The sequence below is a fragment of the Pseudoxanthobacter sp. M-2 genome, assembly GCF_046156265.1.
Classification (GTDB): domain Bacteria; phylum Pseudomonadota; class Alphaproteobacteria; order Rhizobiales; family Segnochrobactraceae; genus CAMDHY01.
The window spans coordinates 1-21,484 of record NZ_JAWDIR010000044.1 but is presented as its reverse complement, the minus strand read 5'-3'; the positions used below and the strand labels follow the sequence as shown (position 1 = coordinate 21,484).

Annotated in this window: 27 protein-coding genes and 1 pseudogene; 6 read left to right on the top strand and 22 right to left on the bottom strand. The window is 73.2% G+C overall.

Annotated features, from left to right (window positions below):
* Window positions 1-256 precede the first annotated feature (256 nt).
* From RUR49_RS19940 to RUR49_RS19895, 10 genes are all read right to left on the bottom strand, one after another.
* The gene (locus tag RUR49_RS19940; RefSeq protein WP_409148169.1) at window positions 257-493 is read right to left on the bottom strand and encodes a phage tail assembly chaperone; all 237 of its coding nucleotides are present in this window, start codon (window positions 491-493) and stop codon (window positions 257-259) included.
* Between the two features lie 272 nt (window positions 494-765).
* A complete protein-coding gene (locus tag RUR49_RS19935; protein ID WP_409148168.1) occupies window positions 766-1,119 on the bottom strand; it encodes a gene transfer agent family protein in 354 nt (117 codons plus the stop codon).
* 29 nt (window positions 1,120-1,148) lie between these two features.
* Window positions 1,149-1,562, bottom strand: coding sequence for a phage major tail protein, TP901-1 family (locus tag RUR49_RS19930; protein ID WP_409148167.1), 414 nt, complete (start codon window positions 1,560-1,562; stop codon window positions 1,149-1,151).
* A gap of 24 nt (window positions 1,563-1,586) precedes the next feature.
* Entirely contained in the window at window positions 1,587-1,997 is a 411-nt protein-coding gene (locus tag RUR49_RS19925) for a DUF3168 domain-containing protein (protein ID WP_409148166.1), read from the bottom strand.
* Window positions 1,994-2,314, bottom strand: coding sequence for a phage head closure protein (locus RUR49_RS19920; protein WP_409148165.1), 321 nt, complete (start codon window positions 2,312-2,314; stop codon window positions 1,994-1,996). The genes RUR49_RS19925 and RUR49_RS19920 overlap by 4 nt, the downstream gene beginning before the upstream one ends.
* Window positions 2,311-2,877 (bottom strand): head-tail connector protein, encoded by a 567-nt coding sequence (locus RUR49_RS19915; protein WP_409148163.1) that lies wholly within the window; start codon window positions 2,875-2,877, stop codon window positions 2,311-2,313. The genes RUR49_RS19920 and RUR49_RS19915 overlap by 4 nt, the downstream gene beginning before the upstream one ends.
* Window positions 2,878-3,058: 181 nt before the next feature.
* Window positions 3,059-4,315 carry a phage major capsid protein gene (locus RUR49_RS19910; RefSeq protein WP_409148161.1) on the bottom strand — a complete coding sequence of 419 codons (1,257 nt, stop codon included), beginning with the start codon at window positions 4,313-4,315 and terminating at the stop codon, window positions 3,059-3,061.
* 12 nt (window positions 4,316-4,327) lie between these two features.
* On the bottom strand, window positions 4,328-4,867 hold the full coding sequence (locus tag RUR49_RS19905) for an HK97 family phage prohead protease (RefSeq protein WP_409148160.1): 540 nt from the start codon (window positions 4,865-4,867) through the stop codon (window positions 4,328-4,330).
* Window positions 4,864-4,995, bottom strand: coding sequence for a hypothetical protein (locus RUR49_RS19900; protein WP_409148159.1), 132 nt, complete (start codon window positions 4,993-4,995; stop codon window positions 4,864-4,866). Before RUR49_RS19900 ends, RUR49_RS19905 begins: the two co-directional genes overlap by 4 nt.
* Before the next feature lie 75 nt (window positions 4,996-5,070).
* A complete protein-coding gene (locus RUR49_RS19895; RefSeq protein WP_409148157.1) occupies window positions 5,071-5,259 on the bottom strand; it encodes a hypothetical protein in 189 nt (62 codons plus the stop codon).
* A gap of 124 nt (window positions 5,260-5,383) precedes the next feature.
* Between RUR49_RS19895 and RUR49_RS19890 the strand changes: the two genes are divergently transcribed.
* Entirely contained in the window at window positions 5,384-6,535 is a 1,152-nt protein-coding gene (locus tag RUR49_RS19890) for a GGDEF domain-containing protein (protein ID WP_409148156.1), read from the top strand.
* Window positions 6,536-6,621: 86 nt separating this feature from the next.
* Here the strand turns inward: RUR49_RS19890 and RUR49_RS19885 are convergent.
* From RUR49_RS19885 to RUR49_RS19875, 3 genes and pseudogenes are all read right to left on the bottom strand, one after another.
* Window positions 6,622-7,708, bottom strand: a pseudogene (locus tag RUR49_RS19885) (phage portal protein).
* A 589-nt stretch (window positions 7,709-8,297) separates the two neighbouring features.
* Window positions 8,298-9,548, bottom strand: coding sequence for a DNA-packaging protein (locus RUR49_RS19880; RefSeq protein WP_409148449.1), 1,251 nt, complete (start codon window positions 9,546-9,548; stop codon window positions 8,298-8,300).
* A 118-nt stretch (window positions 9,549-9,666) separates the two neighbouring features.
* Window positions 9,667-9,912, bottom strand: coding sequence for a hypothetical protein (locus RUR49_RS19875; protein ID WP_409148155.1), 246 nt, complete (start codon window positions 9,910-9,912; stop codon window positions 9,667-9,669).
* An 871-nt stretch (window positions 9,913-10,783) separates the two neighbouring features.
* Here RUR49_RS19875 and RUR49_RS19870 point away from each other — a divergent pair.
* Window positions 10,784-11,779, top strand: a complete 996-nt coding sequence (locus RUR49_RS19870; RefSeq protein ID WP_409148153.1) for an SDR family oxidoreductase — start codon at window positions 10,784-10,786, stop codon at window positions 11,777-11,779.
* Window positions 11,780-12,015: 236 nt separating this feature from the next.
* Here the strand turns inward: RUR49_RS19870 and RUR49_RS19865 are convergent, their stop codons facing one another.
* The 5 genes from RUR49_RS19865 to RUR49_RS19845 form a co-directional block, all read right to left on the bottom strand.
* The gene (locus RUR49_RS19865; RefSeq protein ID WP_409148152.1) at window positions 12,016-12,360 is read right to left on the bottom strand and encodes an endonuclease domain-containing protein; all 345 of its coding nucleotides are present in this window, start codon (window positions 12,358-12,360) and stop codon (window positions 12,016-12,018) included.
* 462 nt (window positions 12,361-12,822) lie between these two features.
* Window positions 12,823-13,350 carry a YcgN family cysteine cluster protein gene (locus tag RUR49_RS19860; RefSeq protein WP_409148151.1) on the bottom strand — a complete coding sequence of 176 codons (528 nt, stop codon included), beginning with the start codon at window positions 13,348-13,350 and terminating at the stop codon, window positions 12,823-12,825.
* A 36-nt stretch (window positions 13,351-13,386) separates the two neighbouring features.
* Window positions 13,387-13,731 carry a DUF1491 family protein gene (locus tag RUR49_RS19855; RefSeq protein WP_409148150.1) on the bottom strand — a complete coding sequence of 115 codons (345 nt, stop codon included), beginning with the start codon at window positions 13,729-13,731 and terminating at the stop codon, window positions 13,387-13,389.
* A complete protein-coding gene (locus tag RUR49_RS19850; protein ID WP_409148149.1) occupies window positions 13,732-14,439 on the bottom strand; it encodes a peptidoglycan-binding protein in 708 nt (235 codons plus the stop codon). It lies immediately after the preceding gene.
* Entirely contained in the window at window positions 14,436-15,695 is a 1,260-nt protein-coding gene (locus RUR49_RS19845) for a sensor histidine kinase (RefSeq protein WP_409148148.1), read from the bottom strand. The genes RUR49_RS19850 and RUR49_RS19845 overlap by 4 nt, the downstream gene beginning before the upstream one ends.
* 270 nt (window positions 15,696-15,965) lie before the next feature.
* Between RUR49_RS19845 and RUR49_RS19840 the strand changes: the two genes are divergently transcribed.
* Window positions 15,966-16,571, top strand: coding sequence for a hypothetical protein (locus RUR49_RS19840; RefSeq protein WP_409148146.1), 606 nt, complete (start codon window positions 15,966-15,968; stop codon window positions 16,569-16,571).
* A 100-nt stretch (window positions 16,572-16,671) separates the two neighbouring features.
* On the top strand, window positions 16,672-17,097 hold the full coding sequence (locus RUR49_RS19835; RefSeq protein WP_409148145.1) for a SufE family protein: 426 nt from the start codon (window positions 16,672-16,674) through the stop codon (window positions 17,095-17,097).
* A gap of 39 nt (window positions 17,098-17,136) precedes the next feature.
* Here RUR49_RS19835 and RUR49_RS19830 read toward each other — a convergent pair whose 3' ends face one another.
* Both RUR49_RS19830 and RUR49_RS19825 read right to left on the bottom strand, forming a co-directional pair.
* On the bottom strand, window positions 17,137-18,021 hold the full coding sequence (locus RUR49_RS19830; protein WP_409148144.1) for a DUF6456 domain-containing protein: 885 nt from the start codon (window positions 18,019-18,021) through the stop codon (window positions 17,137-17,139).
* Window positions 18,018-18,434, bottom strand: coding sequence for a helix-turn-helix domain-containing protein (locus RUR49_RS19825; RefSeq protein ID WP_409148142.1), 417 nt, complete (start codon window positions 18,432-18,434; stop codon window positions 18,018-18,020). The genes RUR49_RS19830 and RUR49_RS19825 overlap by 4 nt, the downstream gene beginning before the upstream one ends.
* Before the next feature lie 341 nt (window positions 18,435-18,775).
* Between RUR49_RS19825 and RUR49_RS19820 the strand changes: the two genes are divergently transcribed.
* Window positions 18,776-19,165 carry a DUF6477 family protein gene (locus RUR49_RS19820; RefSeq protein WP_409148141.1) on the top strand — a complete coding sequence of 130 codons (390 nt, stop codon included), beginning with the start codon at window positions 18,776-18,778 and terminating at the stop codon, window positions 19,163-19,165.
* Between the two features lie 340 nt (window positions 19,166-19,505).
* Entirely contained in the window at window positions 19,506-19,967 is a 462-nt protein-coding gene (locus RUR49_RS19815) for a hypothetical protein (protein WP_409148140.1), read from the top strand.
* Between the two features lie 64 nt (window positions 19,968-20,031).
* On the opposite strand, the gene RUR49_RS19810 is transcribed toward RUR49_RS19815, so the two are convergent.
* Together RUR49_RS19810 and RUR49_RS19805 are read right to left on the bottom strand one after the other, a co-directional pair.
* The gene (locus tag RUR49_RS19810) at window positions 20,032-20,808 is read right to left on the bottom strand and encodes a cyclase family protein (RefSeq protein WP_409148139.1); all 777 of its coding nucleotides are present in this window, start codon (window positions 20,806-20,808) and stop codon (window positions 20,032-20,034) included.
* A 41-nt stretch (window positions 20,809-20,849) separates the two neighbouring features.
* Window positions 20,850-21,194: a hypothetical protein gene (locus tag RUR49_RS19805; protein WP_409148138.1), complete on the bottom strand. Its 345-nt coding sequence runs from the start codon at window positions 21,192-21,194 to the stop codon at window positions 20,850-20,852.
* Window positions 21,195-21,484 lie beyond the last annotated feature (290 nt).

The following is a 21,484-nucleotide window of genomic DNA, read 5'->3' as shown; positions in this document are numbered from 1 at the left end:
GTGGGGGAGGTGGTCGGCGAAGCCGACCGGAGGGGGCCGCCGCGCAAAGCGCGGCGGTACGACGTCAGAATTTGCCGAACCCTTGCACCGCCGGCGGCTTCGCCACCGGCGGCCCTCCCCGGTCCGCTGCGCGGCCCGCCCCTCCCACCCTGGCCGGCTTGCCGACCTGGGCACTTCAGCTAACCGAAGCGGGCAAGCCCGCTTCGGTAGGGGGAGGGTGGGCAGTCCGCCGCCACCGAGCGTCTTCCGATTGCCCCTACCCCCCGTCCGGAAACCGCGCCCCCAGCGCCGCGAGCGTCGCCCGCCCCATCGCCGGCCCGACGCTCTCGCCGTTCATCCCGCGCGCCGCCGCCGCCAGCTCCCGCGGCGTCGCCCTCCAGAACGCCAGCGGCGACAGCCCCAGCCGCCCGATCCCGAACGCCATCACCGCGTCCCAGGGGATCACGCCCCAGGGGGGCACAGCCCTCGAAGGAGTGCGCAAAGGCTTCGGCATCGCCCTCCGGGCACAACCTCCCCCCAGGCGAACCCTCCCCCCTCGCGGAGGAGGGTAGGGAGGGGGGGCCGCCGCAAATGCAACCTCGGTGAGCTTCTCGGACGCGCCGCGCACATGCTGCGAACTTTTCCAGCCGCGCTCCCGCGCGGCCCCCCCTCCCGTCGCGCCTCCGGCGCGCCGACCTCCCCCGCGAGGGGGGAGGGTTTCGCCGCCCGCTTCAGCCTCTCCCGAGCAGACGCCGTCGTCCTCCCCCGCGAACGCCGGCTTGCGCCTCACGCCCGCGGCGGCGGAGGGTTTGTGCCTCCCTCCCCGTCTCCACCCGCCCCGAACGCCGCCCCGATCAGCCGCGCCACGATCGCCGCATAGGCCGGCACGCCGCCGGCCGACGCCATCGCCGCCACCGCGTCGTCGCTCACCTCCGACCCGCCGCCGCGCAGGCCCGCGCCGATCAGCGCGATCGCGTCGCGCGCTGACAACCGCCCGGCCGCCAGCCGCTCGGCCAGCCCCGCGAGGTCGTCCGCCTCGAACGCCGTCTCCAGCTCCGCGAGCGCGCCGAGCGTCAGGCAAAGCGTCCACCGCCGCCCGTCGAGCTCGGCCTCGATCTCGCCCCGCACCCCGTTCGCCATCACGCCCCCCCGCGCCGCCGACGCACCCCTCAGTCGGCCTGGAAATTCAGGACCCCGGCCGATTCCAGCGACAGCTCGAACGTCACCTCGCCGTCGTGGTCGCCGCCATAGGAGAGCCCGGTGATCTGGAACGGCCCGGTCACCAGGCCAAAATCCGGCACGATCACCCGCCAGTCGCGGATGGTGCCGGCGAAGAACAGCGAGCGCACCAGCGCGTCGGACTCCGCGTCCTTGAACAGGCCGGAGCCGGCGATGCTCGCCCGCTTCACCCCCGCCCCGGCCAAAAGCTCCCGCCACCGCCCCTCGGACTCCGAATCCGTCGCGTCCACCGTCGCGGCGTCGAAGGCGAGCGTGCGCGCCCGCAGGCCCGCCACCGTCGTGAACGGCCCGCTGCCGGTCGAATCCACCTTGAGCAAGAGGTCCTTGCCCGCCTGCGCGCCCATCCGCCTCTCCTTCCGAAAACCTCGTCACGCCACCGGCTCGGTGACGACGCGCAGCACCGCCACCGCCTCGAAGGAGCGCCGGTCGCGCCCCTCGCCGCTGGTGCTCTCGATGAGCGCCAGGCTCGCCACCCGGTGCCCGTCCGGCACCAACACGGTCTCGCCCAGCGCGGCGACGGCCCGCTCGGCGATCGCCGACGCCTCCCGCCGCCCACCCGCCGCCGACCGCACCACCAGTTCCAGCCGGTGCTCGTGGGCGGGCGCCTCGAGGCCGTCGAGTGGCCGCACCCGCCAGCGCCCGAAGGCGACGAACGGCAGCGCCGCCGCCCGCGGCGGCCCGTCGTGGATGCGACCCGCGCCAACGAGCGCCGTCAGCGCCGCGTCGCCGGCAAGCCGCGCGTGGATCGCCGCCTGCAGGGCGAACGCCGGATCGCTCATCGCTCCGCCTCCTCGGCAAGCGCGAGCAGCCGCCGGCCGCGCGCATCCGCCTCCCGCACCGCCAGCACCCGCAGTGTCCGCCCGTCGATCGTCAGGCGGTCGCCGCCGGTGAGGTCGACCCCGGCCCGCACCTCGACCGCGTGCGTCGCCACCCCATCGAGCCGGCCGAGCTCGTCTCTCTCCTCGGCGCGCACAGGCCGCACCGCCGCGAACACGGTCGCGACCGGCTCCCAGGCGATCTCGCGCCCGCCACCGCCGTCCGCGGTCCCCGCCGCCCGCTCGATGAAGAGCCGGCGCCTGAGCGCCCCGGCGCTCACAGCCGCACCACCCGGAACGGCGCCACCAGCGCCTCGAAGCCGAGCGCCACCGGGCTCGCGATGACGCCGAGGCTCGCCGCCTCGCGCACCTCGAACCAGTGGCCGACGAGCAGCAGGATCGCCTGCCGCAGCGGCTCCGGCACGGCGTCCGCCGTCTCACCGTAGCCGCAGGAAAAATCGATCTCGACGCCGTTCAGCGCCCGCCCCGGGCGCCTGGTCGTCGGCCCCGGCAGCAACCGCCCGCCGGCGAGGTCGACCGTCGTCTCGTCCGCCGCCAGAACGTGCGGCGTGCCGTCGCCGTCGAACACCGTCACGGCATCGAGCGACGTCACCGGCCCCGGTGACAGCCGCACCGGCGTGCGCCGCGGCCACCGGTCGAGCGCGATGCGCCAGCCCTGGTCGATCAGCGCGCGCCGTGTGCGGTGCTCGACGAGCCCGCGCGCCGCCGGGATCAGCGCCGCGATGAGATCGTCCTCGGCATCGTGGTCGAGCCGCAGGTGCGCTTTCGCTTGCGCGAGGCTCACCGGCTCGACCGCGGGAGGGCGGACGAGGAAAGCCGTCATGCGGCACCTCATGAAAAAGGGAGAAGAAGAAGAAGTCGCCGCGGCCGGGCAGCAAGCGTACCCGGCCGCGCAGGAAATCGATCGAGAATGCACCGCGGCCGGGCAAGGCCCGGCCGCGGTGGACGGCCGCGCTGTCCTCTTCGGGATCTGTCCCGGGAAAGGTCGGGAGGACCCGGCGCCGTCAGCTCGTGCCGAACTTCAGGAGCTTGATCGCCGCGAAGTCCTGGACGCCGCCGCCCACCCGCTTCGTCGTGTAGAACAGCACGTAGGGCTTGGCGGAGTAGGGATCGCGCAGCACCCGCACGCCCATCCGGTCGACGACGAGATAGCCGCGCTTGAAGTCGCCGAAGGCCACCGACAGCGAGTTCGCCGCGATGTTCGGCATGTCCTCGGCTTCCGCGACGGGGAAGTTCATCAGCGTCGCCTCGGCACCCGCGCTCGCCGGCGGCTGCCAGAGATAGTGGCCGTCGGCGTCCTTCAGCTTGCGGATCGCCGCCTGCGTCTTCCGGTTCATGACGAAGTGCGCGTTCTGCCGGTAGCCGGCCTTCAGCGCATAGACGAGGTCGATCAGGATGTCCGACGGGTTCGACGCCGCCAGCCCGCCGCTCACCCCGGTCACGAGATAGCCGAGGCTGCCCCACTCCCAGGAAGCGTCCACCACCGTGTCGACCGCGAGGAAGCCCGTCGGCTTGTTCGTGCCGTTGCCGGTGACGAACGCGGCGCCCTCCTGCTCGGCGAACGCCGTCTCCACCTCCTCGGCGATCCAGCGGTCGACGTCGACGGCGGCGTCGTCGAGGAGCTGCCCCGTCGCCGCCGGCATGGCGTAGAGCTCCATCGTCGGGAAGGCGAGTTCGGCCAGCGTCGGCGTGGCGGTCTGCGTCCGCGACGCCGTCTCCGCCACCCAGCCGACGGCCGGTCCCGCCACGGAGAACGGCTTCTTGTAGACCGAGGCCGAGACCTGCCGGCTGCCGGCGATGCGGCGGATCGGCGAGATGTCGGCGAGCCGGCGCATGATCTCGCGCTCCGTCTCGTCCGGCACCAGGTAGCCGCCGTCGGCGGGCGTGCCGACCGACAGCGCCTTCGCCTCCAGCGTGCGCGCCGCGTCCTCGCGGCCGGTGCGCACATAGGTCTCGAACGCCGCCTTGCGCTCGCGCGCCGAAGCGTCACCCGTCTCGCCCGGCGCGCCGAGCCCCGGCCGCGCCGCCTTCAGCGCCAGCCGGTCGAGCCGCCGCTTCTGCTCGTCGAGCGCCGCCTCGATGCGACCGAGGGTCTCGACCGTCACCACGTCGCCGCCGCCGCGCCGCTCGATCTCGTCGAGCCTGCGGTCGTTCACCTCGCGGAACGCCTCGAAGGCGCCCATCATCGTCTCGAACGCTTCGGCCGCCCCCGCCTCGGGCACCGCGGCCTTCGTCTCCGGCGCGCTCACGCTCACGTCCATCTGTCTCGTCCCTCACCTTGTGGAAAGCGAAAGCCGGCCCGTCAGGCCGGCGGCACCGGCGGCGCATCGCGTCGCCGGCAACTGGGAGCCGCCGAGCGCGAAGCGCGCTGCCGGCATCTGCGAACCGGCGAGCGCGAGGCGCGCGCCCGGCATCTGCGGAAAGGTCACCAGCGAGATCTCCCAGAGGTCGATCTCGACGAGCTCCCGAACCCCCGTCGCCGGCTCGCGCCGCGCGCGGACCGTGCGGAAGCCGATCGAGAGCCCGTCAAGGGCGCCGGCGCGGATCAGCGCCAGGGCCTCGCGCCCCTGCGCCACCTCCGGCAGCAGCCGGCCGCGCACCTTGAGGCCGACGCCGTCCTCAGAAATCTCCGTCCAGCGGCCGATCGGCCGGCCCGGATCGTGCTGCCAGAGCAGCTTCACCCCGCCGGCGCCGCGGCGGGCGAGCGAGCGGCGGAACGCCCCCGGCGCCACCCGGTCGCGTCCCATGTCGACCCGCCCGAACAGGCTGGCATAGCCCTCGACGACGGCGCCCGCCGCCGCCAGCGCGGTCATCGCCGCTCCCCGGCGGTCCGCCGTCCGGGCGGCGCGAGCAGCCGCGCGAGCACGCCGGCGAAGGCGGCGAAGACGCTTCGATGGTCGTCCGCCCGGCCCTGGCCGAGCCCCGCGAGAAGCCGCTGCATGGAAGTCCCCCGTTCTGTCGAAGATCGCCCCGCTTGATCCTCGTCCCGGCCGGGCGGCGCTCCGCCGCCGGCCGCTCAGTCGCGGTCGCGGAACAGCGCGGTCAGCCGCGCGATCTCGGCGACGAAATCGTTGAAGCGGCGGTTCGAGGCCGCGAGCTCCCTGAGCGACCAGGCGAGCAGCCCGCTCGCCCCGCTCGCCCACAGGAACAGCGCCAGATGCGCGAGGTCGCCCCGCGCCATGACGTTCTCCGTGATCGGATCCATCGCCGCCTCCCGCCGCCGCACGCCGCCTCGGCGGTCCCAGCCCCCCGGCCTTGCCACGCTCCCGTCGATATTTTCGCCCGCCACGGTGCTAAAGCTCCGCCAAACGGCGACTGGACCGACCCCCGTGGAACTCGACGGCCACACCCTGCTCGTCTCCGGCCTCGCCATGCGGGCGAGCTTTGCCGTCGTCTTCCTGGCGATGTGGCTGCATGGTCGCGGTGACCCCTATCTGCGCGACTGGGGCCTCGGTGCCGCCCTGATCGCGGCGGGCTTCGTCCTCGTGCTGGCGACCGGTGCTTCCGGGTCCTACCTCGCGCCCGTGCGCGGCTTCCTGACCTACGGCCTGATCGGCCTCGGCCTGACGCTCGGCTGGGTCGGGCTGCGCCGCTTCGACGGCCGCCCCGTCCCGCCGGCCCTCGTCGCCGTCTCCACCCTCGCCCCGCCGATCGCCTATGTCGGGATACTCGCGGCAACGGGGGCTCCGAACTTCGCCCTCGCCGGCGTCTTCGCCGCCTTCTGCGTCCCCTGCCTCGTCTTCGTCATCGATCTCCTGGCGGCGCCGGGCCACCGCCGGCTCGCCTCGCGCGCCGTCGCCGCTACGGCCTTCGGCCTCTATCTGGTCGGCTTCGCCGCCGCGGCCTTCGTCTCGCTGCAGGAGATCGGTCCGGACCAGCCCGAAGTCGGCAGCGATGTCGTCGTGCTCGCCTTCGACCACTTCGCCTGCCTGTTCTCCAACGTCGCGCTGCTCGCGCTCGCCGGCGAACGCGCCCGGGCCGAGCTCGAATGGCTCGCCACCCGGGACCCGCTCACCGGCCTCCTCAACCGCCGCGGCTTGCTGCTGGAATCCTCCCGCCACCTCGCCGGCCCGTTGTCGGATCGGCCGCCCCTCGGCGTCCTCGTCGCCGATATCGACGCCTTCAAGCTCGTCAACGACCATCATGGCCACGCCACCGGCGACGCCGTGCTGACCCGTTTCGCCGCGATGACGCGCGACCTCCTCGGCGCCTACGAGCTGGTCGCCCGCTATGGTGGCGAGGAGTTCATCTGCGTTCTGCCGGGCTGCGGCCTCGAGGAGGTCAGACGGATGGCCGAACGCCTGCGCCAGGCGACCGAGCGCGAGCCGTTTCCGGCCTCCGACACCAGCCTCCACCTCACCGTCTCGATCGGCATCGCCGCCGTCGGGCCGGGCGAGGACACCATCATGCCCGCCGTCGCCCGCGCCGACGCGGCGCTCTATGCCGCCAAGAAGTCCGGCCGCAACCGCGTCGTTTCCTGAGCGCGGTGGCCCGCAGACGGCCCGGGGCCGGCACCCGGTCACCCGGCATCCAGCCCCCGCTCGCCCCGCGCCCTGCCGCCGCGCCGTCAGCCCGCCCGCACCCCGTATCCCACCGCCATCCGCTTCTCGTCCTCGCTGAGGAACGCCGCCGCCCCCACCCGCGCCCACAGCGCCTCGCGCTCGGCCGACAGGGCCTCGACAGCATCGAGGTCGGTGCCGAGCCTCAGCCCCTCGCCGAAGGCCGGCCCCAGCCAGCCGCCGAGCGCCTCCGCCGTCCGCCCGACGAGCGGCAGCACGGTCAGCCGCCACAGTGCCCGGTGCGCCTCCTGGTAGTTCGCATAGGTGTTGTCGCCGGGAATGCCGAGCAGCATCGGCGGCACTCCGAAAGCGAGCGCGATCTCGCGCGCCGCCGAGGCCTTCGCCTCGGCGAAATCCATCTCCTTCGGCGACAGCCCCATCGCCTTCCAGTCGAGCCCGCCGTCTAGCACCAGCGGCCGCCCGGCGTTGCGCGCCCCGGCATAGCCGTCCTCGAGCTCGCGCTTCAGCCGCTCGAACTGCTCGTCGGTGAGGTTGCCGCCCTCGCCCGCCGCATAGACGAGCGCCCCCGACGGCCGCGCCGAATTGTCGAGCAGCGCCTTCGTCCAGGCGCCGGCGGCGTTGTGGACGTCGAGGCTGGTCTGCGCCGCCTCGATCGGCGCGAAGCCGTAGTGGTCGTCGAGCGGGTGGAACAGCGACAGATGCAGGATCGGCCGCACCCCGCGCCCGCCCCCCGCCGTGCCGCCAGACCCGTCTCCGCCCGCCCCGTCTCCGCCCGGGCCGCGACCGCCCCGACCACCACCGCCAGGGCACTCGCCACCCACCTCGCCGGCAAAACGCACCGTCCGCCCGGCGACCGAATACTCGTATCCCTCCGCCCAGCCGTCCGCCCCCCGGCACGACCCGCATCCGGTCGGGCCTCAGCGCATGGAGCTCGCGCACCACGCCCTCGATGGCAACCGCCTCCAGATAGGCGTTGCCGGCGACCAGCAGGTGGCCATAGGCCGCCTCCATCAGCGTCCGCCCGGAAGCCCGCGCGTTCGGCTGTGCGAGCAGCGCCTGCAGCGGATGTTCGCTTGCCTCGTGCTCGCCCTCGTAGACGAGCCACGGCACCGAGGCCGCGGCTTCCGCGATCATCCGCACGCAGCGATAGACCACCGGATTGCGCCCGAAGCCTTCGCGCGCCAGCGCCGCATAGTCCCGCGGCGTCCACACCGGCCGCCCCGGCGAAGAGAGAGCGACGAGCGCCCCCGTCCGCGACGCCTTCGCCTCGGGGGGTGGGAACGCAGCGGCAGCGCCCGGCGCACCGAACACCACACCGGCCCCGATCGTCGCACCGGCCGCGCCTCTGCCGACCACCCCGGCCCCGACCGCTCGCCTCCCGCCCCCATCCCGACGCCCGAACAACCGCTTCAGCATCCGATCGCCCCCTCGTGGCCGCGCAACCCATCGATCGTCATCCCGGCTCGCTGGGCGCGCCCCCTCCCCCCTCGTGGGGGAGGTGGCGGGCGCAGCCCGCCGGAGGGGGCCGCCGCGCAGAGCGCGGCGATACGGCGCCCGAGACTGCGGAACCGTCGCACCGCCGACGGCTTCGCCATCGGCGGCCCTCCCCGGTCCGCTGCGCGGCCCGACCCTCCCACAGGGGGAGGGTGAGGAGCCCGCCGAAGAGACACCGCCCCACTGCCGACTACCGACTGCCCGCCACCCACTGCCGACTGCCGAGCCCCTACCCCACCCGCACCCGCGGCTCCCCGCGCCGCCCGAGCATCAGCGCCGTCACCGCCCAGACCAGCGCATCCACCCGGTCCGGCGAGCGCCCCGACGACAGCCCGTCCGGGCCGAAATCGCACAATTCGTCCTCGAGCTCGGCAAACGCCCCGACGTGCCGCACCCGCCCCTGCTCGTAGAGCGCCGCCACCGGCTCGGCCCGGAGCCACTTGCCCCGCGTCGCCCGGACCGGCGACACCGGCACGTCGGAGGCCACCTCGGCGAACACCGCCGCCACCATCTCGCCGCCCTGGTTCACCTCGGCGACCAGCCGGTCGGCGCCGAGCCGGCGGTAGAGCGTCGCCGCCCGCCCCGCCCACTCGCCCGGCCGCAGCCCCGCGGCGGTGGCGTCGGCGAGCACATAGGCGAGCCCGTCCACCCCCTTGCCGACCGCGACGATCCCGCAGGCGTCCGCCCCGGCGCCGCTCGAGGCCGGCGGATCCACCGCCACCACCGTCCGCGTGATCTCCGGCGGCCGCACCACACGCCCCGCCTCGATCGCCTCCCGGCGCCACAGTGCGTCCGGCCGGTCGGCGATCAGCTCGGCCTCGAGCTCCTGCCGGCCGAGCCGGGTGCCGCCGTAGCGCTCCGTCAGCCCCGCCAGAAATCCTGGCGCCAGAAAGTCCCGGTTCAGCGCCGTCGGCGCCTTCGTCACCAGCGTCCCGGCCTCGGCGATCAGCCGCCGCAGCAGCGGCGTCGCCCTGGGCGTCGTCGTCACCATCTGGCGCGGCCGCTCGCCGAGCCTCAGCGCAAACTGCAGCATGTCGTAGGTCGCCTCCGCTTGCCGCCACTTGCCCGCTTCGTCGAGCCAGGCGTCGGTGAACTGCGGCCCGCGCAGCGCCTCGGGGTCTTCCGCCGAGAACGCCTGCGCCACCGCCCCGTTCGGCCATTCGAGCCGTTGCCGCGAGGGCTGCCAGGCCGGCCGCTCGCCGCGCGGATGCACGGCGAGCAGGCCGGATTCGCCCTCGATCATCACCTCGCGCACCGCCGAAAACGTCTCGCCGACGAGCGCGATGCGCCGGCTCGGCCGGCTCGCGAACGGCGGCCTGCCGGTGGCGATGCCACGCACCCATTCGGCCCCGAGCCGCGTCTTGCCGGCGCCACGGCCACCCAGCACCAGCCAGGTCCGCCAGTCGTCGGAAAACCGCCACTGGTCGTCGCGCGCCCAGATCGCCCAGTCGGCGAGAAACTGCGCGCCGTACGGCGCCATCCGGGCGAGCACCTCTGGCCCCAGCCCCTGCTCGACGCAGCGCTGCAGCCCCCGTCGCAGCGACCGGCCGCCGTCTCCATCGAGCCCTGCCGGGAAGACGGAGCCCTCGCCCCCACCCTCATCCTCCCTCGCCACGCTCTCCGACCAGTCCGGCGAGGCAGCGGGCGAGTTCGGCGCGATAGGCATCGAAGTCGGCCTCCCCGGTCCCGGCCGGCGCCCCGAGCCGCTGGTCGAGGTCGACCAGGGCATCGAGCGTCTTGGCGAAGGTGGCGAGCGAGCGCATCCGCTGCTCGAGCGCCCCGCCGAGCCTGTCCGCGCCGGCCGCCGAAAGCTGCGCCGCGAACAGCCCGTAAAGCTGGTCCACCAGCGCCGCCCGCCCGGACTGCGTCCGTGGATCGGGGGCGGCAGCGGGCGGCGAGACTGCTGATGAAAAATCCGCAGCCCCGCTCTCCGCCGCCAAAGTCGGGCACCCACCCTCCCCCTGCGGGAGGGTCGGATCGCGCAGCGATCCGGGGAGGGCCGCCGCCGGCGCAGCCGGCGGCGGTGCAGCGCCAGCCGCGCGCACGAACCTCCCGCCCTCACCCCGCGGGAGAGCCGATCTTGCTGTCGATCCGGCGACGCGCCCCGGCGACGGCGCGGCACCCGCGCTCCGGCGTGTCGGCGCTCCGCGCCACCCCTCGCGCCGGGCCCGCTCGCGAAGCGCCTCGTCGCTCATCCCCGCAAGCCGCGCCACCGACACCTTCGCCAGCGCCCCGCCCTCGTAGAGCGTCCGCACCGAAGCCCACGTCTCGCCGCTCGGCGCGAAGATCAGCGGATTGGGCACCTCCGGCCGCCGCACGCCAGTTCGCGCCATGCCCGCCTCCCGCGCCAACAACCCATGGGAGTCATTCCCGGCCTTGTGCCGGGAACCCATCTCTCTCCGCGCGCACCATGCCGGCGTCTTACCTGCGGCAGCCGCTGCATGGGTTCCCGGCACAAGGCCGGGAATGACTTCGTGAGGGAGGCATCGCGCCGAGCCACGGGCGTTGGCGAAGCCAGGCCGCAACAACCGAGTCGGGTCATTCCCGGCCTCGTGCCGGGAACCCATCCGCCTCCGCGAACAGGAACGGCAATGCGGCCGACACGAGCCTCCGCGCTCCCGACGAGGCCCCTTCCCCCAGAAGGCCAGGGCAGCGAACGGAACCTCCGCCGCTGCCACCGGTTGTCCCCGAAACCCCTCACAGCGGAGCCCCGCCATGATCGAATCCGTCTTCTCAGCCGGCCCGGACACCTTCGAGCGCGATGCCGGGCACACCGCCGCCGTCCACCGCACCCTGCAGCAGCGCGCCGAGGACGCCGAGGCGAAGGCTCCCGAGCCGAAGGACAAGCCGCAGACCGGCGCCCGCGACTATCCGTTCCCGCCGATGCCCGACCAGCACCTCGACAAGCCCGGTCTCGAGGCGGACCAGGAACTCGCGCCGATGTGGGAAGCCCCCCACTACAAGGGCTCCGGCAAACTGGAGGGCATGACGGCGATCGTCACCGGTGGCGACAGCGGCATCGGCCGCGCCGTCGCCGTGCTGTTCGCCCGCGAGGGCGCCGACGTCGCCATCGTCTATCTCGACGAGCACGAGGACGCCGAGAAGACCGTGCGCGCCATCGAGGCGGAGGGCCGCCGAGGCCTGGCGATCACCGGCGACGTCACCGACTTCGCCTTCTGCCAGCACGCCGTCGACCAGGCGATGAAGGAGTTCGGCCGGCTCGACATCCTCGTCAACAACGCCGCCTTCCAGCAGCATCTGTCGAACATCGAGGACCTCAGCCCCGAACAGTTCGACCGGACGATGAAGACCAATCTCTACGGCTATTTTTACATGGTGAAGTCGGCCCTGCCGCATCTCGGCCGGAAGGCGTCGATCATCAACACCGGCTCGGTCACCGGCCTCGACGGCTCGAAGGGCCTGATCGACTATTCCACCACCAAGGGCGGCATCCACGCCTTCACGCGCTCGCTCTCCGGCCAGCTGATCTCCCGCGGCATCCGCGTCAACTGCGTCGCCCCCGGTCCGGTGTGGACGCCGCTCAACCCGGCCGACCAATCGTCCGAGGAGATCGTCCACTTCGGCGAGAAGACCCCGATCGGCCGCCCCGCCCAGCCCGAGGAGATCGCCCCGGCCTACGTCTTCCTCGCCTCCCCTCAGACGGCGAGCTACATCACCGGCGAAATCCTGCCGATCGTCGGCGGGTATTGAGGCGACGCGGCTTCCAAGCTCCGCCGTTCACCCGCCCCCTGCGGGAGGGTCGGATCGCCGTCAGGCGATCCGGGGAGGGCCGCCGGCGGCGAAGCTGCCGGCGGTGAGACGGTTCGACAATCGCCGGCGCCGCACCGCCGCGCTCGTGCGCGGCGGCCCCCTCCGGCGGGCTTCGCCCGCCACCTCCCCCACGAGGGGGGAGGGAGATCCGCGGCGGCCGCCGCATGCTCAGCCGATCACCCGGCGTCGAATTCCTCCGGCAGGCATCCTCGCCGCCGCATCACCTCCAGCACCCGCAGGAAACACGCATCCGGCGACTGCCGCACCTCTTCGTTCGCCAGTCTCACCGTGACGAAGCCCTGCCGAGCGAACCAAGCCTCCCGCCGCAAGTCTTCCGCCCGGCCTTCCTCGGTCGCATGCTGCCCGCCATCGACCTCGACGACGATCCGGCCACCCAGCCACGCGAAATCGGGGATGAACGGGCCAACCGGCGCCTGCCGTCGAAACCGGCACCCCGCACGCCGCAGTGGCTCCAGCATCGCCCAGACGCGCCGCTCTTCAACGGTCGGTTCCAGGCGCAACGCCCTCGCCCGCCGACGGAGCCTCGGATCGATGGCAGACTGGGGCATTCCGCGGCTCGCGCAACTTGAAGATGCGCGAGCTTACAGAGCACTGCGAAGATCTGCCAAGTATTCGTCCCAAACAGCCGCGCGCCCCCTCCCCCCTCGTGGGGGAGGTGGCCGGCGAAGCCGGCCGGAGGGGGCCGCCGCGCAAAGCGCGGCGGTACGGCGCCAGAGACTGCCGAAACCTCGCAGCGCCGCCGGCTGACGCCGCCGGAGGCCCTCCCCGGTCCGCTTCGCGGCCCGACCCTCCCACAGGGGGAGGGTGGGTGCCCGGGGCAGGCGCCACCGCACACCAGCGACTGCCGACTGCCGACTGCCGACTGCCGACTGCCGACTGCCGACTGCCCCAACCCGCACCTCGTCGACCATGCCTGAACGATAGCGAACCACCGTCACGCTGTCAACGACAAAATTCCTATTCTAGGATTTTTCACCAACCCGCTTGCCCGCCAGATCCCCACCCCGGCGCTGCCCCCGCCCGATCCCGGCCTTCCTCGGCGGCCGGCCGGGCCAGCTGACGACGTGGTCCTCGAGCGCCTCGAGCGGCATCCCCTCCTCCGACACCGTCCGGCCGCGTACCGAGACGCCGGCGGCGTGCACCGTGTCGGGATCACCGCTCACCAGCGGATGCCACCAGGCGAGGTCGCGGCCCTCCTCGACCAGGCGGTAGCCGCAGGTCGGCGGCAGCCAGTCGATCGAGCGCACCACCTCGGGCGTCAGCTGCTCGCAGTCGGGCACGATGTCGAAGCGGTTCGGATAGTCGCCGCAGCGGCAGCTCTGGCCGTCGAGCAGGCGGCAGGCGACGTTGGTCCAGGCGATCTCGCCGGTGTCCCAGTCTTCCAGCTTGTTGAGGCAGCAGCGGCCACAGCCGTCGCAGAGCGATTCCCACTCCGACGGGCTCATCTCCTCCAGCGTCTTCGTCCGCCAGAACGGCGCCGCCTCGTCCATCTCGCCTCCCCGCGCTTCGCGGCGAGGCGAGCGCTATCAGCTTCCCGTCGCGAGGTCGAGGAAGGCGCGGCCCTGCCGGTCCTCGATCTCGATCACCCACAGGTCCGGATCGAAACGCACTTCCCGCTCGATGCGATCCCGGATCTCGCTGTTCGGCACCCCGGACAGCACCTTCTCGAATTGCCGGTCGAGCGGCTGCTCGGCGTCGAAGAAGGCCTGCGGTGCCGGGCCGTAGAGGTCTGCGGTGCCGTCGAGACGGTCGACGACGACGAAGATCGCGCCAGCTTCCGTCGCGCCCTTGCGCGCCACCGTGGCGAAGGCGCCGACAGAGTGGCAGCGGCGCACGTAGGCGCCGACCCAGAAGGAGGAGACGACGCGCATCTAGTTGGTGCTGAGCCCGCCGATGCCGGCGAGCGTCGCGACCAGGCGGTCGTCGATGTCGCCGTTCACCGGCAGGCCGTGGTCGAGGCGGAACCGGCGGATCGCCGAGGCGGTCTGGCCGCCGGCCTTGCCGTCGACCGTGAGCGGCCCGTAGCCGAGGTCGGCGAGCGCCTGCTGGATGCGCTTCACGTCGACATTGGCAGCGACCGAATGGCTCGGGGCCGGCGGCGGCACGCGCGTCGTCGTGGTGGTGGTCACGGATGCGGTCGCCGAGGGGCCGAGCAGCGCCCGCACCAGCACCTTTTCCGACGCGACCCCGGTGACGGCGAGCCCCTCGGCGGTTTCAAAGTCGCGGATCGCCGCCGCCGTCGACGGGCCGGCATAGCCGTCGATCGGCCCGGAATAGAACCCGCGGGTCGCGAGTGCCGTCTGCACGTCCTTGACCAGCAGCGAGGCCGGCGCTTCCGTCTGCCCCGTCACCGCGCCCGCCGGCGCATCAGCCGGGGTGGCGGAGAACAGCGGCGCCGGATGCGGTCCGGGCTGCATCAAGAGCATGTTGGCGAGCACCGCCCCCGTCGCCACCGTCGCCGCGAGCGTGCCGAAAACCGGCACCGGCCGGGCGGCGAGCGCCGCACCGAGGCGGCCGGCGACGCCCGGTCCCTTCGACGCCTTGCGCGCCGGCGCGCGGCGAGGGGCCGGCTTCTTCATGCGAGCGCCCGCACCGGGTCGATCGATGCCGCCACCGCTACCGGCAGGTCGACGGCGACCGTCGTGCCGTGGCCGGGCAGGCTGCGGATGTCGAGCGTGCCGCCGTGCACGGCGGCGAGCGCCTTCACCACCGACAGCCCGAGCCCGGCGCCTTCGCGGCGACGGCCGGTGTTGTCGGTGAGCCGCATGAACGGCGTGCCGAGGCGGTCGATCTCGGCCGGGGCGATGCCGATGCCGGTGTCGCGCACGACGATGCGCACCCGGTCACCGGCGCGCTCGGCGAAAAGCTCGACGCGACCCGCGCGGTCGGTGAACTTGATGGCGTTCGAGAGCAGGTTGATGACGATCTGCCGGCAGGCGCGCGGCGCCGCCAGCACCGCCGGCAGCGGCGCCGGCACGGTGAACGCGAGGTCGATTCCGGCACCATCCGCCACCGGCGCCATCATGCGGCGGCAGCGCTCGAGCAGGGCCTCGAGGTCGACCTCCTCCGCCGTCTCGTCGCTTCCGCCTTCCGGTCCGGCCTGGTCGATGAGGCCGCCGACGACGTCCATCAGGTGGCGACCGGCCTCGGCGATCAGCCCGGCATATTCGCGCACCCGCGCCGGATCGGGGTCGCTCTCGCCCGTGAGCGCCAGCGTCTCGGCGAAGCCCAGTACCGCCGACAGCGGCGTGCGCAGCTCGTGGCCGAGCAGGCCGAGTTCGCGCGAGCGGGCGCCGATCGTGGTGGCGAGAGCCTCGCGAAGCCGGCGGATCTCGTCGGCCGCCTCGATGCGCGCGGAGGCGTCGGTGAAGCGGGCGAGCACCCCGGGGCCGAACACCTCGCCCGGAAAGGTCCGCCGCAGCGTCACGTCGAGGACGGCCACGCTCGAGGCCGCGAGCCCGCCGATGTCGTCGCCACCGGTGCGGCAGTGGACGGTCACGGTCGCCGCCTCGCCGTCGGCGAGCGTGGTCGCGAGCGCCCTGAGGAAGGTCGGCCGGTCGCCGATGTCGAGGCGCTGCAGCAGCGCGTCGCCAGCGAGCGCACCGGCGCGCACGGCGACGAGCTTCTCAAGCGCCGGCGTCGCGGCGATCAGCGAGCCGTCGGGTGCGTAGAAGGCGACGCCCTCGCTCGCCACTGCCTCGGCGAGCGCGATGCGGCGGGCGAGCGTCTCCGCCGGCGGCGGCGCCGCATAGTCTTGCGGCGAAGCGGCGCGCGGAGGCGTGGTCTCGCCCCGGCGGCGGCGGCCGAAGCGGGCGGTGATGGCGGCAATGTTCACGTCAGCCGCGGCGCCGGAGCGCCGCCCCTTGAGAGCGATCTCGTCGGCCCCAAAGGTGCCCGTCCGCCCTTAAGGAAGGCTGAAGCGGAGGGTTGCAAAGGGCATGAACACGGCCGCGGCGAAGCGTCCGGGGACGAAGCGGCGGATCGATCGAATTGTCACGATCTGGACAACCCGCGGGAAAGCCGGGGCGGCTAGTCTCCACCGGTCGTTCCCCGTTCCGCGCCGATTTTTCGCCGGAGCGCCGACGTTCCGAAGGGAGGGTGCCCCGTGTTCTTCCTGCTGCGTGCGTGCCTGTGGATCGGCGCCATCATCCTGCTCGTGCCGATGCTGCCGTCGATGCAGACCGGTGAGGCGCCGAACCATACGCCGGCCCCGGTCGCATCGCTGCCGCAGGCACCGACCGCCGTGGCCGTCGCCTCCACCGCACCGCTCGCCCCGGCGACGAACACACCCGCGAGCGCCCCCGTCCCCGGCCCTGCCCTGCCCGCCGCCGTCGACGTGGTGCGCTTCTGCCTCGACAACGGCGCCGTCTGCGAGGCGGGCTTCTCGGTCGTCGCCGCACTCGGCGACGCCGTCGGCCAGGGCCTCGAGCTCGCCGCAAGCCTGCAGAACGGCGAGACCGCGCCGGCGACGAATGCGGCCTACGATCCGCCGCCGATCGCCGTCGCCACCGTGCCGGTGCGCGTCTCGACGCTGCCGGCCGCCGTCGTCGGCACGCTCACCGCCGCCGACCGCGCCGACCCCTGGCTCGGCGAGGCGGCGACAGCAGCGGCCCAATCGGCCGCGACCGCCGCCGCGGCCTCCGCCGCCTCCGCCATCGGCCTGACCGTGCCGCTGCCGGTCCCCGACCCGCGCCGCCGGACGGGTGGCTGAGCCGGCGGCAGACCGACCTCCCGGGTTTCCCCGGCCGCCCGCAGCGCCTATATGCCGGGGAGCCTGAAGGGCGCCGCAGCCGGGCGGCGAGGAGTGCGTCATGGACATCGCCGAGATCGAAGAGACGTTCGCGCTGCTCGACGACTGGGAGGAGCGCTACCGCTACGTCATCGAGCTCGGCCGCCAGCTGCCGCCCTTGCCGGAGGAAGCCCGCAACCCGCAGAACTTCGTGCAGGGCTGCACCTCGCAGGTCTGGCTCGCCGCGCGGCCCGTCGCGCCGAGCCCGGAAGGACCGGTGCTGCACTATGACGGTGACAGCGACGCCCACATCGTCAAGGGGCTCGTCGCCATCCTGCTCGCCCTCTATTCCGACAAGCCGGCCCGCCACATCCTCGCGACCGACGCCGAGGCGATGCTGAACCGCCTCGGCCTGCGCGACCACCTGACCCCGCAGCGCTCGAACGGCCTCTCCGCCATGGTCCGCCGCATCCGCGCCGACGCCGAGACGGCGCTCGCCCACGCCTGAACCGCGGCCCCTCGCTCTCCCTGCCCGAGCCTTCGGACCTCACGCCCGCGGGCGGAACCCCTCGCTGCCCCACGACCGGATGCCGCGCGGCTCGGCTGGGCCACGCGCCTCCGCCGCCAGCCCGTAGTGGGCGGCGAGGCGGTCGAGGGCGATGGCGAGCACCACCTTGGCCGAGCGCACCGGCCAGCCGCGCGCCCGCTCGACTTCCTCGAGCCCGACCTCGAAGCAGCAGACGTCGAGGGCCACGTCGGCGAGCTCCGGGCCCAGCGCGGACAGCGCCCGCCGCACCCGCTCGCGCGCCGCCGCCACCGCATCCGACAGCTCCGCCGCGCCGCCGCGCCCCATCCCCGGCCCGCCACCGGCGCCGCCGAAGCCCGACCAGTGCATCGTCACCCGCGGCCCGAGCTGGGCGAAGCCGAAGTCGGACCTCAGCCGCTCGCCGGCGGCACACTGGCCCGCGTCCACGAGCGGCTTGCCATCGCGCCCGCGCCGGGCGGCGAGGCGGGCGAGCGGGCTCGCGTCCTCGGCCTTCAGCACCACCGCCGCGCCACCATCCGGCGCCTCGATGCTCGCCGGGGCGGGTGCGCCCTGCTGGGCACGAAACGGATCGGTGCCGCCGGCAAGCGAGCGCCTGAGCCAGGCGAGCCCGGCCGCCGTCACCGCCACCTCGCCCGCAGCCTCGACGCGCAGGAGATCGGCGCGCGCCAAGGCCCGCGTCAGCCCCGGCGGCATCGCCAGCCGCCGCTCGCCGTCAGTGCCGGCGACGATCACCGCCGCCCCGTCCCCGGCGAGCCGCCCGGCGGCCCCGGCGAGCGCCTTCAGGAGCCGCCGCGTCGCGCCGCGCACCTCCGCCGGGCTGGCGGGAGCCGACGGGACCGACGATTCGACCCCCGAGCCGGATGGGTTCTTCGACGGGCCGCTCATCGCGCGACCTCCTGCCCGGCGTTGCTCCGCGACGCGGCGACGGCCGCCTCGATGCCGGCGACGAGACCGTCGAAGCCGGGGTCGTCGCGGCGGTCCTCGACCCGTCGGCAGGCGTGGGCCGCGGTGGAGCGATCACGCCCGAAGCGCCGCCCGGCCGCCGTTAGCGTCTCGGCGAGCCCGACATGGGCGACATAGATCGCCACCTGCCGGGCGAGCGCGATGTCGGCGCGGCGGGTGGGGGCGTGAAGGTCGGTCGAAGGGAGGTGGAAGGCGCGGGCGACCACGGCCTCTAGGGTCGGTGGGTCAGTGGGGTCGGGATCGCGCCGAACCGGCTCCACGCCACCGACGGTCCTGTCGTTCGCCGGGGGGGCCGCCTCCCCCACCGATCCATCGCCACGCCCACGCCTCGCCATGACCGCCTCCCTGTCACGCCACCGTCGGCGCGATAGGAATTTGTACCTGCATTCGCATGGTTGTCGAGAGGGGTCGGATATTTTTCCTTATGCCATCGACCGGTCGGTAGAGCGAGGGATTGAACGAAGTGTTTGGGCGGGGACGGTTGCGGCAGGCACCACGCGTCCTCACAATTGGCGCGCAGTTTGGATTGACGGGCCCCACCCTGACCGCTGCGCGGTCTGTCCCTCCCCCTTGCAGGGGAGGGACGCGTCGCGACCCTGGCTGCCCTCTCGACCTAGGAAACTTATCCCCGCCTCGAAGGGCACCTGCATACTTCCTCCGTCTGGTGGAGGGGACGATGCAAGAGCCGAAGGTCGGACCGATCGACGACGACACCGGGACGCGGGGACCAGACGGCCGCATTGGGCGCGCGCGCCCAAAGCGGCTCTGCCCCGCCGAAGCCGCCGTTGCCGCCACCGCCCGGCAGGCGGTCAGGGCCGCCGTCCGGGCCGGGGCGGTGGAGTATCGGCGGGCGAGCATCCTGCCGCGGCTGGTGCCGGTGGCGCCGGCGGAGGTGGCCGACGACAGCCCGGCCGGCACCCGGCGCGTCCTGGCGCTGCTCGCCCGGGCGCTCCGCTCGGAGCGCCGGCGCGGCCGGGCCGGCCACTGGAGCTACGACCTCAACCGCCACATCGGGCTCCGGCAGGCGATGCTGGCGGAGACGGCGCGGCTCCAGGCGGCGCGGTGATCGCTGCCGAATGTGCCGGCTGCTCGCGGCGTTCGTCGCGACGAGACAGCAGCGATGGGCGACCGGCCGGGCGTTCCCCAGGATGACCGGCCCATGATAGGTGTCTGCCCTGGCCACGGCACTACCCTGGCGGGCAAGCGCGCGGCCGAGGCAGGCGCAGGCGTCGGTTGTGACACACCGGAAAGCGAAGACAGCTGTTGGTCGATGGGCCTTGGCCGTGTCCAAGGCCTCGGGCTTGTGCGTCGTGGCCGCCACGATCTGCGCGGGCTTCGGACCCGCCTCGGCCACGTCGGAGGACACGTCCCGGTGCGTCGTGCTCGGTCAGCGGCCGACGCCGGAGATGATGTCCTTCATCGAGGACGCCCCGCTGTCACCGGACGTTTCCTGTTCGAGGTCGTCGTGCCGGGTGACGGTACGCGTGGCCGGTGAGAACGGCAGGGACGTCGATCTCGGCGTGTTCGACAGACGCAAAAGCGACAGCGAGCTCTGCTTCGACTCGCCGACAAATTCCGGACTGGGCTTCGACCAAGCCGGTAATGGAGCGCCACCCAGCGAGTGCTACACGAGGTACTCTCTCGTCCGCATCAGCGTCAGAGTTCCCGGAAACCCGAACGACGCGGCCTTCGTTGATGCACTCTACCGCCGGGAAGAGTCGTCCGTCACGCCGACGAAGTGCATGGACGATGGCTTCAACGTCCATCACCGGACAAGCATGACCGGGATGCGGTCCTGGTCGCCGACCTATCAGTTCGCCACGGATCGGGCGGCCATCCGGCATTCCGTTCCACCGCACGGGGACTGACTCGTCCGGCGGTGCTTCTCTGCCAGGGTCCCGGCAAACGGATCGCTGGCGACCTGTGCTGACCTCAGTCCTCGAAGATCGCCACCGCGCGGACGAAGCCCGCCGACGCCCCTTTGATCTTGAAGGGGAAGCAGGAGACGGTGAAGCCGGTGGGCGGCAGCTGGTCGAGGTTGGCGAGCTTCTCGATGTGGCAGTAGCCGATCGTCATCGAGGCGCGGTGGCCCTCCCAGATGATCGAGGGGTCGTGGGTCTCCTCCCAGCACTTGCGGGTGTGGAGGAACGGCGCGTCCCAGCTCCAGCCGTCGGTGCCGGTGACGCGGACGCCGTGTTCGGTGAGGTACAGCGTCGCCTCCCGCCCCATGCCGCAACCGCGGGCGAGATAGTCCGGCTCGCCGTAGCGGCCGCCGGCCGCCGTGTTGACCAGCACGATGTCGCCCGGCGCCAGCACATGGCCGATGCGGGCGAGTTCCACTTCCACCTCGGCAGCCGAGACGACGTGGCCGTCCGTCAGGGCGCGGAAGTCGAGCTTCACGCCCGGGCCGTAGCACCACTCGAGCGGCACCTCGTCGATGGTGATGGCGCGTTCGCCGCCGTTCATCGTCGAGTGGTGGTGGTAGGGGGCGTCGAGGTGGGTGCCGGTGTGGGTGGTGAGTCGCATCCGCTCGATCGCCCACCCCTCCCCGCCCGGCAGGTCATCCGCCTTCAGGCCGGGGAAGAAGGCGGTGACCTCCGCGGCCGTGTCGGCGTGGCGGAAGTAGTCGATCTCCGGCTGATGTCCGGGCGGATCAGAGGCGATGCCGGCTTCGAGCGCGACGGAGAGATCGACGAAACGACGGGGCATGGGCGGGCTCCGGGGGGGGGGTGCGTGATGGGCCTCGGGCCTCATCTCTCGAGAGCCCACCATCGGCACGACAAGGCCGGCGACACGATGACCTCCGCTTCGGAGATGATGCCGTCGATGTCGAAGATCGCTCTGAGGCTGGAGCTCCTGCGGTCCTGGTGGATCCTCAAACTCTCGACCTTTTCAGAGGAAACGACGATCACGTCCCTGCCGGCGATCAACAGGCGAACCTGGAAGGATCGCTCGACTGCGTTGAAGGAAACCATGGCCTTGAGTGGACCGTCGCAGTCCTCGAACACGTAGAGAAAAGACCCGACGGAGAGATCGGACTCCGCCGGCTCCACGCCGAACGCAGCCAGGAACTCTTCTTCGCTCGGGAAGGTCATGATTGCCCCACCTCGTCGTTCGGTCACGAAGATCCGCCGTCGCCAGACCCTGCATCCGCCGCCGTCAACTCGTCCACGTCGCCGCGGACGTGGCTAGTGGAGGCAATTGTCGCCGCTGAAACCACCCTCCCCTCGAGGGGGAGGGTCGGCGACCGCAGGTCGCCGGGGGGGGGCGGCGCCGCCGGGAGGCGGCGGGAAGAACTGCGACGGCGTCCACAAAGCACGGTGGCCGCGGAAAGAGTCATGCGCGGGCTGCCGCCCGCGGTCACCCCGCCCCGCCGCGCTGCGCG